The sequence below is a fragment of the Streptomyces noursei genome, from assembly GCF_001646665.1.
In the GTDB taxonomy this organism is placed as follows: domain Bacteria; phylum Actinomycetota; class Actinomycetes; order Streptomycetales; family Streptomycetaceae; genus Streptomyces; species Streptomyces lavendulocolor.
Genome location: NZ_LWBU01000043.1, coordinates 58,216 through 72,608, shown reverse-complemented (window position 1 = coordinate 72,608; position 14,393 = coordinate 58,216). Strand labels below are relative to the sequence as shown.

Below are 14,393 nucleotides of genomic sequence, written 5' to 3'. Positions count from 1 at the left end.
ACTGAACTGCCGCTGAACTCCCGCTGAGCTTCCGGCCCCTGGGCTCGGGGCGGAAGACGCGGAGGGGACGCCGGGCACGCCCCGTCTCAGCCCTTCGCGCCCGGCCTCCAGTCCCGGACGAGGAGACCGAGCACGACCTCGTCCATGAAGGCGCCCATCACCCAGGACGAGGAACGCAGCACGCCCTCGCGGACGAAGCCGTTGCGCTCGGCGGAGCGCAGCATCGCGGTGTTGTCCGACAGCGTCTCGATCTGCATGCGCTGGAGGTTGCGCACGACGAAACCGTAGTGGCACAGCACCGCGACCACGTCGGTGCCGTAGCCCTTGCCGCGGGCGGACGGGAACAGGCCGAGCCCGATGTGCGCGCACCGGTTGTGGTCGTCGATGCCCCACAGCCCCGCGGTGCCGATCAGCGTGCCGCCCGCCAGTTCCACCACGGAGAACTGGACGCGGCCGCGCTCCTGGTCGTCCACCACGAGCCGCGGATCCTTCGAGCCGGGTGACAGCGGGCGCCACGGCCCGCCCTCGGACCGGGAGGAGTTGACCACGTCGTCATGGAGCTCGGTCAGCAGGATCGGCAGGTCGTCCTCGCGCCGGGCCCTGAGCCCGACCCTGGTCCCCTTCAGCATGCCCGCTTCCTATCCGACCGGGCGTGCCGTCGGCAATCCGTTTGCGCGACCGCCCAGGGGGGCGTCATTCGCCGTAACCAGGTGATTGCTCTGCGTGATGCCGGGTAGAGGGTCGCTCACCGGTCGCGCACCGGTGACCGAACGGGGCGCGACCCCCATCACGTCGGAGCGCACGAGCAGGGAGTGGCACATGGACAGGTCATTGGAGACGGTGCTCGATCAGGTCCAGACCCGCGGGGGCTACGCCGTACGGCAGGAGGCGGCCGGTGCGCTGGAGCGCGTACTGGGGGTCCTGGGGGCGCACTTGGTGGGCACCGACCGGACGGACCTCGCGCGGCTGCTGCCCCCGGAGTGCGCGCCGCTGCTCATCGGCGTGCCGCCCGCCAGGGAACCGCTGACGCCGGAGGGCTTCGTGGCGGCGGTCGACGACTGCGACCAGGGCGGCACGCTGTACGCCCGCCGGGCCGTCACAGCGGTGCTGTCGACCATCGCGGAAGCGGCCGACGACGCCCTTCTGCGGCGCATCCTCACCCAGTTGCCGCCCGGCCACGCGGGCCTGTTCGGCCGGACGGAACCGTCGTGAGGCGTGACGTGCCGGCCGCCGTGCGGCCGCGGCCGGCTCGCGTCAGGCTGCGGTCACCATGCCGGCCGCAGCGGCGCCGCCCGCCGGGGCGGGGCGCCGCCGCGACGACCGGGCGAGCATGGCGTCGGCGGCCGGGAGGGCGTCGTCGATGGTCGCGGTTCCGGTCATGGCGCACAGGGCCCGGCTGATCTCGTCGAGTTCGCGCCGGAGGCCGGGGTCCTCACGGTGCAGCAGCGTGATCCGTACATCGGCGAAGCGCGCGAGTGCGACTCTCAGGTGACGCGGATCGGGCATGGGTTCGTGGCGTCCTCTCTGAACGGGTGGCCCCGTCCATGTGCCCGGATCCCCGGCCGGTACACCTGCTCCCGCCCGGCGCCGGCGTCTACGGGGTCCAGCCGCCCAGCCAGTCGGAGACCTCCTGGGACGCGGCCTGGGCGTCGGTCAGGTGGGGCCGCTCGGTGCTCCTCGGACCGGCGCCGGGGCCGGTGTTCATGTACTCGGCGAAGCGGTCCTCCTTCCAGGAGAAGCCGCCCATGTCGGTCCAGGGCGTGCGCTTGATCGCGGCGCCGAGCCGGGAGTCGCGGACGGTGGCCTGGGGGTCGACCGTCCTGTCGCCGCCGGGGTGCCAGTTGCGGCCGAGGTGGAAGGAGCCGGCGGCCACGTCGCCGTCGACGGTGGAGCGGTTGATGAGGATGCCGTTGCGGCCCGCCGGTGTGCTCGGGGCGGTGACGTAGCCGGCCGACGTGCCGTTCCAGCGCTTCTTGAGGGTGATGACCGACCGGTCGATGACGGCGGTGGCCCGGCCGAAGATGAAATCGACGTTGCCCACGACGTAGGAGTTGGTGACGTAGACGCGACCGGGCTTGTCCTTGGCCGCGGTCTCCAGCTCCAGGGTGTCCTGGTCGCCGGTGACGATCAGGCCGTCGAGCACGATCCGGTCCGCGGTGGTGAGCAGGGCGACCGCCTGCTGGTCCTTGAGGGACTGGTTCGCGGCCTCGTCGAAGTCGTTGGAGACGGTGAGGTTGCGGAGCCGCGAGTCGTCGGACCGGACGGCCACCGTGGCGCTGCCGGGGGTGCCGTACGTGCCGGAGCCGTCCGGCTTGCGCATGCCGGCCGCGTTGCCGTACACGATGACCGTGTCCTTGCGGCTCGCCCCGCTGCCCTCGATGGTGACGTGCGGTTTGTTCGCGGGGACGTTCACCGTCTCCCGGTACGTGCCCGGCTTGACGGAGACGACCACGCGGGTGGTGTTGCCGGCGGGTACGGCGTCCACGGCGGCCTGGACCGTCCGGTACTGGCCGGTGCCGTCCTTGGCGACGGTGAGGGTCCTGGCGGCGGGAGCGGCGGCGGGAGCGGCCGTGGTGGCGGTGGTGGCGGCCGCCCTGCCCAGAGAACTCCTCGGCCCGGCACCGGACTTCACCAGCCCCGGCACGTCGCGGGCCGCGTCCGGGGTGTAGCCGTAGTACTTCTTCGGGTCGAAGGCCGCCCCTCCGCCGCTCTCGTTGCGTCCGCTCGTGCCGGAGAAGACGTTGCCGCGCTGCACGAGGGCGGCGGTGGCGTCGCGGATCACGGGGTTGCGCATGCCCTGGAAGACGGAGTTCTCCAGCAGCATCCGCGTCCTGCCGCGCGCGTAGTTGCCGTAGGAGGACGTGACGGCCGTGCCCGGGGCGTCCTCCATGAGGTTGTTGTAGAGGTGCGCGTGGGCCGCGTTGTCCGTGGAGGGGTTGCGCTGCTCCGTCTCGCGGATCCAGTTGTGGTGGACCGTGATGTCGGTGACGAGGTTCTGGGTCCACCCGATGCCGAAGGCCTTGTTGGCGTTGCTCAGCCTGTTCCAGGACACCGTGACGTACGTGCTGTCCTTGCGGACGTCGATCAGCCCGTCGGCGGTGTGCCGCAGGTCGTTGTGGTCGATCCACACGTGGTGGGCGCCGTCCATCTGGATGGCGTCGAAGTCGTGTTCCTTGTCGTTCCAGACGCCCTGGTACGAGTCCCTGATCGTCAGGTTGCGGATGATGACGTTGTGGACGCCCGGGCCGAGGAAGAAGCCCCCACCGACGATGTGGCCCACGGTCCCGGAGCCGATGATCGTCTTGTCCGAGGCGACCCTGATCTCCTTGCCGACGGGCGCCATGTCGATGGTCCCGGCGACGACGATGACGTACGGCTCCGGGGCGGTGGCGTACCTCTCCAGATCGGCGAGCGTCCTGACGGTGACGGTCCGGCCGCCCCGGCCGCCGTACGTGCCCCTCTGCCCGAGGGCGTCGACCGAGGCGAACCCATCGGCCGTGGCGGTGGCCCAGGCGGGCGCCTCCGCCGCCGCGGCCCTGTCCTCCTCCCCCGGTCCCAGCCCGAACACCGACCCGTAGGCCAGCACCCCGGAGGCTGCCAGCGCCAGGGGCAGGCCGACCGCGAGGGCCGTGCGTGGTCTGCGGTGCCGGGGCGTACGGCGTGGTGAACTCATCTGCGACATCCGTTCCATGACGAGGGGTCGATCCCTGCCTGGTTGCCGCCGGGGACGCAGGAGGTTGCCGTACGCGCCGAGAACGCGTCGAACTCGTCGAACTCGTAGAAGGAGGCCGCGCCCGCCCGCGGGACGGTCCCGCGAGGGGCGTCCCGCGCGGGACCCGGGGGCGGGCCGGCCCGCCGGCCGGTCAGCCCCCGATGGGTTCCACGTGGCCGCGGTGCAGTGCGGCCGGGGCGCCGGACAGCGCGTGGGCGGCCGGGCGTCGCCGGGAGCGCTCGCCGCCACCGGTCAGGACGGCCAGCTCGTCGATGGCGGCCAGCAGGTCCTCGCCCGCGGCGACCTGCCGGATCCGGTGCGCGGCGCTTCCCTCGACCAGCGCCCTGTCGGTGAGGTCGGACACCGTCTCCCAGTCGCCGCACGCCTCGAGTTCGGCGCGCAGCCGTGTCAGCATCGTCCGGATCACCCGGGCCGCGGGCGCCGGCCGGCGGGAGACCGGGTCGATCAGGTCGCCCTCCAGGCCGGACCGCGCGGCCCGCCAGGTGGCCGCCCGCAGCCACTCGTGGCGCCCGGGGCAGCGGGGCACGGGCTCGTTGGCCAGTCGCGCGCCGGCCCGCATGACCAGGGCCCGGAAGAGCGCGGCGATCAGGACGGACGTCTCGGCCCGCGGGGCCGCGTCGCACACCCGCAGCTCCAGCGTGGGCTGGTGGTCCGAGGGCCGCAGGTCGTAGTAGATCATCCCGGGGTCGCTGACCACGCCGGAGTCGATCAGCTCCGTCACCGCCGCCTGGTACGCCCTGGCGTCCGGATAGCAGCCGACCGGCCCGGAGGTGGGCCAGCGCTGCCACACCATCGTGCGCCAGCTCGCGTAACCGGTGTCCGCGCCCTTCCAGAACGGCGAGCTGGCCGAGAGCGCCAGCAGGGCCGGTATCCAGGGGGCGATCAGGCACATCATCCGGACCGCCGTGTCACGCTCGGGCACCTCCGCGTGGACGTGGAGACCGCAGATCGACTGCTCCTGCGCCACCAGCCCGTACTCCCCGACCATGCGCCGGTACCGGCTGTCCGGGGTCACCCGTGCCGCCCCCTCGGGGAGGAAGGGGACCGTCCCGGCCGCCACCACCGCCAGTCCGTGCCGGCTCGCGGCGTCCCTCAGGTCGCCGCGCGCCCGGCGCAGGTCCGCCAGCAGGCCGTCGAGCGTGGTGTGCACGTCGCTGTTCGTCTCCACGGCGGACTGCAGGAGTTCCGCGGTGAAGCGCTTCTCCGGCAGGCCGCGGAGCACAGTCTCGGCACGGGGGACGAGTTCGCCGGTCTCTACATCGAGTACGTGGAATTCCTCTTCCACCCCGATACGCACCGTCAAGGGGACTCCCGTTGGTTCCGTGTGCGGCGACCCCGCACTTCTGACCTCCGGTTGCCCGGAAGATCCAGCAGTACGCATCGAACGTTCACGTGGGTCACAGGATGCGCACATGAGCCCCGCCGTCGGCCGTCCGGGTGAGCGGCGCTTCCCCGGCGGGGAACCGGGGAGCCGCCGTGGCAGGCATGAACGCCGGGCACTGTCCGTCCCCGCCGCCCACGGGCCGCCACGGGCCGCCCACCGGGCCGTGTGACCGGCGGACCGCGGGGCACCGGCATACGGCGACCAGCACAGTGATCACCCCGCAACGGAAGGGAGCCCCGAAGATGGGCCACGGAGGAAACGTCATCGAGGAACTCACGGCGGACCACCGGGAGGTGGACGCCCTGTTCGCGCAGATCCAGACGCACACCGGGGACGACTCCGAACGCCGCGTGCTCGCCGACCGGCTCACCATGGAGCTGATCCGCCACGCGGTGGCCGAGGAGGAGCACCTGTATCCGGTGGTCCGCCGTTACGTGGACGGTGGTGACGACCTCGCCGACAAGGAGATCGCCGACCACGGCGAGGTGGAGCGCCTGCTGAAGGAACTGGAGGGCTGCCGGCCCGGCGACGCGGAGTTCGACGGTCTGGTCAGCCGGCTGAAGGCGTCGGTCACCGAGCACGTCAGGGACGAGGAGGACCGTCTCTTCCCTCTGCTGGCCGAGGTGTGCCCGCCCGGCATGCTCACCGAGCTGGGTGAGAAGGTGCGGCGGGCCAAGGAGACCGCGCCGACCCGCCCGCACCCCGCCGCCCCGGACACCCCGCCGCTCAACAAGATCCTCGCGCCGGGTGCCGGGATGGTCGACCGGGTCCGTGACGCGCTCACCGGGCGGGGCAAGCAGGGCTGACGCCACGCCTCGCCGCACCCCGGGCCCGTCCGGCCGACGCCACGAACACGTGCGTCGCGCCGGCGGGCCCGGGGGCGTCCGGCTGCCGAGCCCGGCCTCCGCGCCCGGCGGCCTGCCGGACCGGCCGGGGCACCGCCCGGCTACTCGGTGCGCAGCGCTGTCGCCGCACGGGTCCCGGCGGCCCAGCCGGCCGGGACCAGCGCGCCCAGCAGGGCGAGCACGACGCCGCCCAGCCCCAGCAGGAGCAGCCCGACCGGCGTGTACACGTCGAGGACGGCCGCCGGCATGCCGGTCCCCACGGCGCGTCCCATCGCCGGCACGACCAGGCCGTGCAGCACGTACCCCGCCGGCACACCGAGCAGGGCGCCGACCACCCCGAGGGCCCCCACCGAGGCGAGCACCAGGCCCACGGTCTGCCGCGGCGTCATGCCGATCGCCTTGCAGACCCCCAGATCGTGGACGCGTTCCCGGGTGTCGAGGACGACGGAGTTGAGAATGCCCAGGCCGGCCACGCAGACCAGCAGGAGGGTCAGCAGCAGGGCCAGCGCGTCCATGAGGAGGAGGACACCTCCGCGCTCCGCCGGGGGGACGGTCGTGGCGTCGCCGCCCAGCGGCCGCACCAGCGCCGCGAGCTCCCGGGCGACCTCCTCGGCGGGAACACCGGGCTTCACCTCGACGAGGAAGGTGTCGGGCCGGGCCGGGGGGAAGTCGGCCATGTCGGCGTGGACCTCCGGCTCGTTGCCCGACGTGTCGAAGGACTCCCCCACGATCCGCAGGTCGGCGCTCCGCTCCCGGTACGTGAGGCGCACCGTGTCGCCGACCTCGGTGCTGGTGCGCTCCAGGAAGCGGGTGGGTACCACGATCTGCCCCCTGCCGGTGATCCAGTGCCCGGAGAGCAGCGCGTGGTGGCCGTCGCGCGCGTCGCCTTCGTAGAGGGAGGCCCGGACGGCGCCGGAGACCCCGGCCACGGCGACCTCGGTCCGGAGCTTGCCGTAGTACGACTCCACGCCCGCCCGGGACGCGAGGGCGGACCGCACCTTCGCCGGGTCGGCGGCCGCGGGACGGGAGGCACCGGCCGCCGTACCGCCGCTCACGGCGGGTGACGGGGGCTCCTCACCGCCTCCGGCGGGTGACGGGGGCCCGTCGTCACCCACGACGGGTGGCGGCGGAGGGGGTGCCGCGGCGGGCGCCCTGACGGTGGTGACGGTGACCGCGGCACGGCTCTCGGGGTCCTGGGAGGAGCCGACCGCGGTCAGGGACGAGGTCAGCCCCACCGCGAAGGTCGTCGCGACCGTGCCGAACGCGACCGCGAGCAGCATCGCGAGGGCACGCACCGGATGCGTGAAGGGGGTCGCGAGGCCGTAGGTCACCGGCCTGGGCAGCGGCAGCCGCCCCAGCGTCCGGTGCGCCCGCCGCCCGCGCCCGGTGCGCGGCGCCCGGCCGACCGCGATCGCCTCGACCGTGGGGAGCCTTCCGGCCCGCCGCGCGGGGACCAGTGCCGCGAGCACGACGACGAGGAGTGCGGCGGCCGGCACCGCGACGTCCACCCACCAGGCCACCGTGAGCGACACGGTGCCGTACACCGACTCCGTGTCCGCCAGCATCGGCACCGCCAGGAGGTTGCCCAGCGGGACCCCCGCGACGATGCCCACGCAGGCCGGGGCCAGGGCTTGCGCCACGTACGCGCGGACGACCTCGCCCGGCGTGAAGCCGATGGCCTTGAGGATGCCGATCCTGCGCAGACCGGTGCCGACCGCACCGCTGACGACGCTGCTGACGATGATCACCGACATCACGATGCCGAGCACGCCGAAAGCCGTCACGAACGGGACGGTCGCCGCAGCGCCCCGGCCCGCGGCGTGTCTGGCGTCCAGCCACGACTGCGTACCCAGCAGCGCGCCGGAAGGCACCGCGGCGGCGATCCCGGCCCGGCCGGCGAGGACCTGCTCCCTGGTGTCCGCCGACTCCAGGCGGTAGAGCATCTGGCTCGTGACCGGGTGGCCCCGCGCCGCCAGCGGGCCGATCTGCGCCGGGGTGCTCCAGGCGTCCGCCGTCCCGCTGCTCGACCTTGCGAAGCCGACGACGGAGAGGGCCGGCGCGTTCGCGGTGTCCGACGCCTTGAGGACCGCGCCGATCTCGACGCCCGGTCCCTCGAACGACGAGCCGAGCACGATCTCGCCCGCCCCGCGCGCCCACCTGCCGGACGTCAGTTCCACCCGGTCCACCGCACCGTGCGGATCGGACCGCCCGACCAGGGTCAGCGCCGGCAGCGGGAAACCCGAACGGCCCACGGGACGGATCGTCGTGGACGGGTACGGACCCGCGCTCGCGGTGACGCCGTCCAGCCTTCCGGTCTCCGCGAGCCGCGCGGCACCCGCCCGGGCCGGATCGAACCGGGCCGTGAGGTGCGCGCCCCGCTGCTTGTCGAAGGCGTGGTCGAAGGGCGCGGCCGCCACGACCATCAGCGTCCCGGCGACCACGGCCGAGGCGACGGCCATCATCGTGGCCACGGCGATCACCACGGTCCGCACGCGCTGCCGGCCCGCCCCCGACCGGGCGACCCGGGCCGGCGCGCCCCCGCCGAAGACGCTCATCGGGCGTCCCGGGCATACGTGTCGAGGACGAGGCGGCCGTCGACCAGATGGATCGTGCGGCTCGCGCACGCCTCCGCCAGTGCCAGGTCGTGGGTCACCAGCACGATGGTCTGGCCACCGCGGTGCAGCTCCCTCAGCAGGTCGCGGACCCCGTGGCCCGCGGCGGTGTCGAGGGCACCGGTGGGCTCGTCCGCGAGCAGCAGCTCGGGCCGGTTGATCAACGCCCGGGCGATGCCGACCCGTTGGCGTTCCCCTCCCGACAACCGGCCCGGGTAGGCGTGGGCGTGCTGCTGGATGCCCAGCATCTCCATCAGCTCGCCCGCGCGGGCCGCGGCCGCGCGCCGACCGGTCCCGGTCAACTGGGCGGGGAGCCGGATGTTGTCGATGACGGTGAGGTCGTCGAGGAGGTTGAAGAACTGGAAGGCGATGCCGATGTGCGCGCGCCGGAACCTGGCGAGGGCGTGCTCGCTCAGCCGGTCCACGCGTCGTCCGGCCACGGTCACGGTGCCGTCGGTCGGCCTGTCCAGACCGGCGACCAGGTTCAGCAGCGTGGACTTGCCGCTGCCGGAGGGTCCCGTCACGGCGAGGGCCTCGCCCTCGGCGACGCCGAGCGTGAGCGGTCCGAGCGCCGGCGCACCGGCGCCGTCGTAGCGCTTCGCCACACCCTCCAGTTCGATCACGTGATTCATCCGAGCCGTCCGTCCTGTCCTTGGGCCGCGAGGGGCGACATGCCGTCACCGACGTGTGAACCTAGGACCGCCGCCCGCCGGGCGCGTCGGCCGCGGAGCGGGTACGAGACCCTTCCCGAGGACGAAAAGGCCGCGGCCTCCTCCCTGAGGATGAGGACCCGCGGACGACGTTCCCGAGCCCCGGGGCGGACGCGGGCGGGACGCGGCGCGCAGCACAATGTGCGGATGGAGACGGAGGACCGGCGCGGTCGGTGGCGGCAGCTCATGGACGCGCTGCGCCCCGAGGCGGAAGCCGCCGCGCTGCCCGGACGGTCGGTCGGGGCCGACATCCTGCTGGCGTTGGTCCTGACGGCCGTCGCCCTGTTCGTCGCGGCGGGGCATGCCGGTGGGACGGCGATGGACGTCGAACCGCCCGCAGTGCACACGGGGAACGGGGTTCCGGCCCCGCCGCCGCCGGGCCCCGGCGGGGCGCCCGTGGAGGACGGCCTTCCCCCGGTGCCCTGGGCGCTGGTCGTCGTGTCGACGCTGCCGCTGGCGCTCCGGCGCCGGTACCCGCTGGCCGTGTTCGCGACGGTCCTCGGCGGGAGCCTGGCCATCGGCGGCTCGGCCTCGTGGATCACCGTCCTGGCCTGCGTGGTCGCCGCCTACAGCGCCGTCGTGCACAGCCGGCACCGGATCCTGGCGATCGCCGTCCTGGTGCTCGCCGCCGTGCTGTCCGGTTACGCCTTCCGCCACGCGGACCCCGTGGTCCCGGGGTGGTCCAGCCCGGGATTCGTGCTGCTGGTGGCCGGGATGCTGGCCAGCCTCGTCCGCCTCCTGCACCTGCGGCTGGAGTCCAGCCGCGAACGGGTCGCCGCTCTGCGGGAGGCTCAGGAGCGGGCCACCCGCCGGGCCGTCGAGGAGGAGCGTGCCCGTATCGCCGCCGAACTGCACGATGTCGTGACCCACAATGTGAGCGTGATGGTGATCCAGGCGGGCGCGGCCCGCAAGGTGATGGACGTGGTGCCCGAGCAGTCCAAGGAGGCACTGCTGGCCATCGAGGCGGGCGGCCGGGCGGCCATGGCCGAACTGCGGCACGTCATGGGCCTGTTGGCCGGGCCGGACCACGAGAGGCCCGACGGTCTGGAGCCGCAGCCGGGCCTCGCTCGGCTCGACGCGCTGGTCGCCCGGGTACGCGCGGCCGGGACACCCGTGGGCGTCGCCCTGTCCCTGCCGCCGCAACCGCTGCCACCGGGGGTGGACCTGGCGGCGTACCGCGTGGTGCAGGAGGCGCTGACCAACACGATGAGGCACGCACGCGGCGCGGAGGCGTCCGTGTCCATCGGCCACACCGACGACGGTCTGCGGATCGAGGTCACCGACACCGGTGGCACGCCGGGCTCCTCTCCGGTGGAGAGCGGAGGCCGCGGCCTCATGGGGCTGCGCGAGCGACTGGCCGTGTACGGGGGCGAGTTGGTGGCGGGGCCGACGGGCAGCGGCGGCTTCCGGGTCACGGCCCGCATCCCCCGGGGCGTGGAATGACGGCGGACGGGCCGGCGCTGCGGGCCGTCATCGCGGACGACCAGGCTCTCGTGCGCACCGGGTTCAGGATGATCCTGACGGCGGACGGCATCGACGTGACGGCCGAGGCCGCCGACGGGGCGGAAGCCGTCGCGGCGGTCCGCCGCACACGGCCCGACGTCGTGCTCATGGACATCCGGATGCCGGGGATGGACGGCATCGAGGCCACTGAACACATCCTCGCCGACGACGGTCTGCAGGAGACCCGCGTCGTCATCCTCACCACCTACGACCTCGACCAGTACGTGTACGCCGCGCTCACCGCCGGTGCCAGCGGCTTCCTCCTCAAGGACGTCACCCCCGAAGGACTGGTCGCCGCCCTGCGCCTGGTGCGGTCGGGTGACGCGCTCCTCGCGCCCTCGATCACCCGGCGGCTGATCGAGCGCTTCGCCCCTCGCGAGGAGCCGCGGTTCGTCGCCCCGCACCGCGACCCGTCCGGCCTGACCCCGCGCGAACGCGAAGTGCTGCGCCTCCTCGCGACGGGCCTCAGCAACGCGGAACTCGCCTCCCGGCTCTTCCTGAGCCCGACCACGGTCAAGAGCCACGTCGGACGCATCCTGTCCAAGCTGGACCTGCGCGACCGTGTCCAGGCCGTCGTCTTCGCCTACGAGACGGGCCTGATCACCCCGGGCGGGGACGCCCGCGACGCGTCCGGGTGACCGCACCCGAGGCGGGCCGGCCGGCGTCGGCGCCGTGGCTCAGCGGGGCCGGCTCGTGTACCTCCGGCGCCGCACGGCGCGGCGCAGCTCGTCCGTACCCCATACGAGGACGGGGAACGTCAGGACGAGGAGCACCACGTCGAGGGGCAGGGCCGCGGTGCCGAAGACGCCCTGGACGGGCGGGGCGTAGATCAGGGCGGCGGTGAAGGCGAGTTCGAAGGCGATGCCGGCCAGCAGCAGGGGGTTGGTCAGGAGGCCGATCTCGCGGAGCGGGGCGTGGTCGGTGCGGGCGGCGAAGGCGGTGCCTATCTGGCAGGTCACGATCGCCGCGAAGGTGGCGGTGGTGGCCGTCACATAGGCGTCGTGCAGCGGGCTGCCGGTCCCGGTGGGGTCTCCCGGCTGCCAGCCGGCCCGCCACAGGACGTAGAAGAAGGCGGACATGGCGAGGGCGGCGGAGACCGTGCCGAGGTAGCCCCAGCTACGGATCAGCATGTCGCGGGAGATCACGCCCTGGGAGCTCTTCCTCGGCGGGCGGCTCATCGATCCGGGTTCGGCGCGTTCCCGGCCCAGGGCGAGGGCGGGGAGGGTCTCGGTGCCCAGGTCGATGGCGAGGATCTGGAGCACGGTCAGCGGAAGGGGCACGGCGCCGCCGGAGAGGGCGAAGACCGCGAAGGGCACGACCTCGGGGGTCAGGTGGGCGAAGATGTAGACGATGAACTTCCGGACGTTGTCGTAGACCCGGCGGCCGGCCTCGATCGCGGTGACGATGGTGGCGAAGTTGTCGTCGGTGAGCACCATGGTGGCGGCCTCACGGGCGACGTCGGTCCCGGACCGGCCCATGGCCACGCCGATGTGGGCACGGTGGAGTGCGGGGGCGTCGTTGACGCCGTCCCCGGTCATCGCGACGATCTGTCCGTGGTGGCGCAGGGCGTCCGCGACCTTGAGCTTGGTCTCGGGGGAGGAGCGGGCGAAGACGATCTCCGCGGGGCTGTCGGACGCGAGCAGACGGTCGAGTTCCGGGTCGCTGACCGTCTCGGCCTCCGGGACCACGCGGAGCTCGGGTTCGCCGATGCCCACCTCCCGCGCGACGGCGGCCGCGGTGGCTCCGTTGTCGCCGGTCACGATGTGCACCCGGACTCCCGCTTCGTGGCACCGCCGTACCGCGGCGGCCACTTCCGGGCGCGGCGGATCGTAGAGGCCGACGAGCCCCAGGAGGCGGAGACCGGTTTCGGCGTCCTCGCGACGGACCGGCATCGCCTCCGGCGCGATCGCGCGGGTCGCGACGGCCAGCACGCGCATGCCGTCGCGCGCCATGTCGTCGGCTGCGGCCCGGGCTTCCCCGGCCGGCCCGGCGGGCGGTCCGGGGCCGGTGACGGTCCGGGCCAGGACGGCTTCGGGCGCACCCTTGGCGACGAGCACCAGCCGGTCACCCCCGCCGGGGACCGGGTCGACGACGGACATCATCCGGAGGCGGGGATCGAACCGGTACAGGACGCGCCGCTGTGCGTCGCGTGCCGCGAGGTCGGGGCAGACCCCCCGGTCGGCCGCACCGACGACCAGGGCGATCTCCGTCGGATCGCCGTGCAGCTGCCCGTCGGGGTCGCGGGTGACGGTCGTGCACACGGCCGCGGCGCGGGACAGTTCCTCCGTCCCCGGCCCACCCGCGTCTCCTTCCTCGGGGGTCCACAGGCTCTGGAGCCGCATGCTGTTCCGGGTCAGCGTGCCGGTCTTGTCGGTGCAGATGACATTGGTGGAGCCGAGCGTCTCCACCGCGCTGAGCCTCTTGACCACCGCGCCCCGGCGCGCCAGCGATCTGACACCCACGGCCAGGGCGAGGGTGATGATGGGCAGCAGGCCTTCGGGGACGTTGGCGACGAGGAGTCCGATGGCGAACATCAGCGAGTCGGTGAGCGGCAGGCCCACCGCCACGCCGGTCACCAGGAACACCGCCCCCATGGCGACCGCCGCCGCGGCGATGAACCAGGCGACCCTCTTGACCTGGTGCTCCAGTGGGCTCTGCTCCCGGTGCGAGCGCCGGCTGAGTGCTGCGATGCGGCCGAGTTCCGTACGATTCCCGGTGGCGTAGACGATCGCCTGTGCCCGGCCGCCGGTGCAGGTCGTCCCGCTGAACACCAGGTCGGTTTCCTGGAGCAGCGGCAGACCCTGCACGGCGGGTCCGGCGACGCGCTCGGCCGGTGCGGACTCCCCCGTCAGCATGGACAGGTCGGCCTCGATCCCGCCCTGCGTCAGCCGGGCGTCGGCCGGGACCTTGTCGCCCTCCTCCAAGAGAAGGAGGTCTCCCGGCACGAGTGTGCGTGCCTCGACGGTCCGCCGACGGCCGTTGCGGATCACCTCGGCGTGCTCGGGCACGTAGCGGGCGAGGGTCTCCACGGCGCGCTCCGCCTGGCGCTCCTGCAACAGCGCGAAGGCGGCGTTGATCATGATGACCGCGACGATGGCCCAGCCGAGTACCGCGATGCGGGCCACGAAGGCCAGGGCCGCGGCGGCCCAGAGCAGGAGGGCCAGGGGGTGCGCCAGCTGCTGCACGAGTTCCCGGCCGATGTGCGTCCGCTGCTGCGCCTGGACCTCGTTGGGCCCGTGCACGGCCAGGCGTCGGCTCGCCTCACGGTCCGACAGGCCTTCCGCTCCGGTGCCCAGTTCGCGGCGGAGCAGGGACAGCGGCTCCCGCGGGTCCGGGCCGGTCGCCGCCGGCGTTCCGGTGGCCGGCAGATGCGTCATGGGACGGCCTCCGCACGTTTCCGGGAGAGGGTTTTCCCTCGGTACGACGGCCACCGGGCCGGCGGCACCCTGCGGCGGGGCGCGGTTCACCCCGACGGGGCGGACCGGCGGGCCGGGCCGCGCCGGGCGCCTTCCCGCCGGTACCGGACCGGTCGGTCTCGTATCAGGACCACCGTCGCAGGGCGCGGCGCTGCGTACGAGAGGCGTATGGGGCAGGGGCGAGGGTCGT

At 73.8% G+C, this 14,393-nt stretch carries 11 protein-coding genes; 4 read left to right on the top strand and 7 right to left on the bottom strand.

The genetic code is table 11. The features are described from left to right. Window positions 1-86: 86 nt before the first annotated feature. On the bottom strand, window positions 87-629 hold the full coding sequence (locus tag A4V12_RS04480) for a GNAT family N-acetyltransferase (RefSeq protein WP_064067884.1): 543 nt from the start codon (window positions 627-629) through the stop codon (window positions 87-89). A 190-nt stretch (window positions 630-819) separates the two neighbouring features. Between A4V12_RS04480 and A4V12_RS04475 the strand changes: the two genes are divergently transcribed. Further along, entirely contained in the window at window positions 820-1,212 is a 393-nt protein-coding gene (locus tag A4V12_RS04475; RefSeq protein WP_064067883.1) for a DUF2267 domain-containing protein, read from the top strand. Window positions 1,213-1,254: 42 nt separating this feature from the next. On the opposite strand, the gene A4V12_RS04470 is transcribed toward A4V12_RS04475, so the two are convergent. The 3 genes from A4V12_RS04470 to A4V12_RS04460 all read right to left on the bottom strand — a co-directional run bounded on the left by A4V12_RS04470 (window position 1,255) and on the right by A4V12_RS04460 (window position 5,036). Beyond that, window positions 1,255-1,506, bottom strand: a complete 252-nt coding sequence (locus A4V12_RS04470; RefSeq protein ID WP_064067882.1) for a DUF5133 domain-containing protein — start codon at window positions 1,504-1,506, stop codon at window positions 1,255-1,257. Window positions 1,507-1,594: 88 nt separating this feature from the next. Further along, a complete protein-coding gene (locus A4V12_RS04465; RefSeq protein WP_064067996.1) occupies window positions 1,595-3,673 on the bottom strand; it encodes a pectinesterase family protein in 2,079 nt (692 codons plus the stop codon). A gap of 190 nt (window positions 3,674-3,863) precedes the next feature. Beyond that, entirely contained in the window at window positions 3,864-5,036 is a 1,173-nt protein-coding gene (locus A4V12_RS04460) for a carboxylate-amine ligase (protein ID WP_064067881.1), read from the bottom strand. A gap of 323 nt (window positions 5,037-5,359) precedes the next feature. On the opposite strand from A4V12_RS04460, the gene A4V12_RS04455 reads away from it, so the two are divergent. Then, entirely contained in the window at window positions 5,360-5,923 is a 564-nt protein-coding gene (locus tag A4V12_RS04455; RefSeq protein WP_064067880.1) for a hemerythrin domain-containing protein, read from the top strand. Window positions 5,924-6,063: 140 nt separating this feature from the next. Here A4V12_RS04455 and A4V12_RS04450 read toward each other — a convergent pair whose 3' ends face one another. After that, window positions 6,064-8,517, bottom strand: a complete 2,454-nt coding sequence (locus A4V12_RS04450; protein ID WP_064067879.1) for an ABC transporter permease — start codon at window positions 8,515-8,517, stop codon at window positions 6,064-6,066. Continuing rightward, a complete protein-coding gene (locus tag A4V12_RS04445) occupies window positions 8,514-9,206 on the bottom strand; it encodes an ABC transporter ATP-binding protein (protein ID WP_064067878.1) in 693 nt (230 codons plus the stop codon). The genes A4V12_RS04450 and A4V12_RS04445 overlap by 4 nt, the downstream gene beginning before the upstream one ends. A gap of 225 nt (window positions 9,207-9,431) precedes the next feature. Here A4V12_RS04445 and A4V12_RS04440 point away from each other — a divergent pair, with 225 nt between their 5' ends. Together A4V12_RS04440 and A4V12_RS04435 are read left to right on the top strand one after the other, a co-directional pair. Next, window positions 9,432-10,727: a sensor histidine kinase gene (locus tag A4V12_RS04440; protein ID WP_064067877.1), complete on the top strand. Its 1,296-nt coding sequence runs from the start codon at window positions 9,432-9,434 to the stop codon at window positions 10,725-10,727. Then, the gene (locus tag A4V12_RS04435; protein WP_064067876.1) at window positions 10,724-11,425 is read left to right on the top strand and encodes a response regulator; all 702 of its coding nucleotides are present in this window, start codon (window positions 10,724-10,726) and stop codon (window positions 11,423-11,425) included. The genes A4V12_RS04440 and A4V12_RS04435 overlap by 4 nt, the downstream gene beginning before the upstream one ends. A gap of 39 nt (window positions 11,426-11,464) precedes the next feature. Here A4V12_RS04435 and A4V12_RS04430 read toward each other — a convergent pair whose 3' ends face one another. Next, the gene (locus A4V12_RS04430) at window positions 11,465-14,164 is read right to left on the bottom strand and encodes a cation-translocating P-type ATPase (protein WP_064067875.1); all 2,700 of its coding nucleotides are present in this window, start codon (window positions 14,162-14,164) and stop codon (window positions 11,465-11,467) included. Window positions 14,165-14,393: the final 229 nt, after the last annotated feature.